Genomic DNA, 1,551 nt, shown 5'->3' on the forward strand with positions numbered 1-1,551 from the left:
ACATTTAAGCCCCATAATTGGAATGGAGTCATCATAGTGAACTCATGTACACTATAGATGAGGGGGGGCGAACAACATGAAAAAGAACAGCATCTACGAAGAACTCCGACTGAAAGTAGCACAAGAAGCATTAAGTGGTACAAAAGCTGGATTCTTGGCTCGCAAGTACGGTGTGACGCCAAGAAGCATTTACAAATGGGTTCAACAATACAAGGAGAAGTACGGTGAAGAGGCCGTCCCTTCAGTAGATAAACGGATTGAGGACTCTAAACGTCTTCAAGAGCTCGAAGGAAAATATGAGAAAGCCATGAAACTGCTTGGTGAAAAGGATCTCGAAATCGAAATCTTGCGTGATCTCGTAAAAAAGACCAACCCTGCTTATCCGACAAAATCGAAATAGCCGACAAATATGTTAAGCGGGGTTATGTGACAGCCGTGGTGCTGCGCTTGGTCGGCGTGAATGAATCCACCTACTATGCCCGGAAGAAACAGCATTCAAAGCAGCCCGGATTCAGGAAAAAACCTGTTCCAGCAGGCCGTCCCATTCCCCAGTATTCCCTAACCATAGACGGGCAAAAAATAAGTGATGCCCAGATCGAAGAATGGTTAATGGAGCTGGCGGAGGGCGAGGAGCAAGGTTACGGCTACCGAAACCTTGCTCATGCTCTATACATCCAACGGGGACTCCTTGTGAATCATAAGAAGGCGTACCGACTTTGTAAGAAGCTAGGGATACTCCAGAAGCAGCGTCGTAAGAAATGTAAATATCCGCGGCGGCTCCCTCAAAACCGATTGGTTACAGGGCCAAATCAGCTTTGGCAAATGGATATCAAATATGGGTATGTGGCTGGATACGATCGCTTCTTTTTCTTGTTTGATATCATTGATGTGTTTGACCGTGTGCTTGTAGGGTATCACGTCGGATCCAGCTGTGAGGCAAAAGATGTCTGCACAACCGTGAAACAGGCCTTACAGGGCCGGTTACAGCCCGACGAGAAGAAGCCTGTCTTACGGAGTGACAACGGCCCGCAGTTTGTAAGCAATCTGTTTGGCGACATGTGTCTGGAGGATGAGAACGACCCGCTAATCCATGAGCGGATCCCTCCAAAAACACCAAACCTGAATGCGTACATCGAATCGTTCCATAGCATCATCGAACGAGATTTGTTGTCCAAAGAAGATTACAGCACCTTTGAAGAAGCATACGAATCGGTTCATCGGTATATCGCATTTTACAACCAGCGGCGCTTTCACGGTAGCTTAAAGCGAATGAGTCCTTTACAGTACTACGAAGCTTGGAAGGCGAATGAGCTGCCAGATATTAAGATTGCTCTCTAGGAGCCCCGTCAAGGCCCGCGTAGCGGTTCTATTTAGCCTTGACGGAGCGTCTCTCCTCACTCACACTTCATAATCCTCCCGGCCACCCTGATGGCCGGGGACGGCACACGCCGAGTGACGGGGTGCAGGGGGCGTGGCTCCCTGCAAAAAGCAAGAAACTATGAAAAACCGAGTAATTCACAGTAAGACTCCAGAATTAAGGGGCCGAACCGA

Annotated in this window: 2 protein-coding genes; both read left to right on the forward strand. The window is 48.4% G+C overall.

Going from position 1 to position 1,551, the window contains the following annotated elements; all coding sequences use genetic code 11:
• The first annotated feature begins 76 nt into the window (after positions 1-76).
• Positions 77-400 carry a helix-turn-helix domain-containing protein gene (locus FE783_RS37225; protein WP_138884447.1) on the forward strand — a complete coding sequence of 108 codons (324 nt, stop codon included), beginning with the start codon at positions 77-79 and terminating at the stop codon, positions 398-400.
• Positions 401-426: 26 nt separating this feature from the next.
• A complete protein-coding gene (locus FE783_RS37230; protein WP_158302258.1) occupies positions 427-1,338 on the forward strand; it encodes an IS3 family transposase in 912 nt (303 codons plus the stop codon).
• The last annotated feature ends 213 nt before the right edge of the window (positions 1,339-1,551 follow it).

Source organism: Paenibacillus mesophilus (genome assembly GCF_005938385.1).
GTDB lineage: Bacteria > Bacillota > Bacilli > Paenibacillales > NBRC-103111 > Paenibacillus_AB > Paenibacillus_AB mesophilus.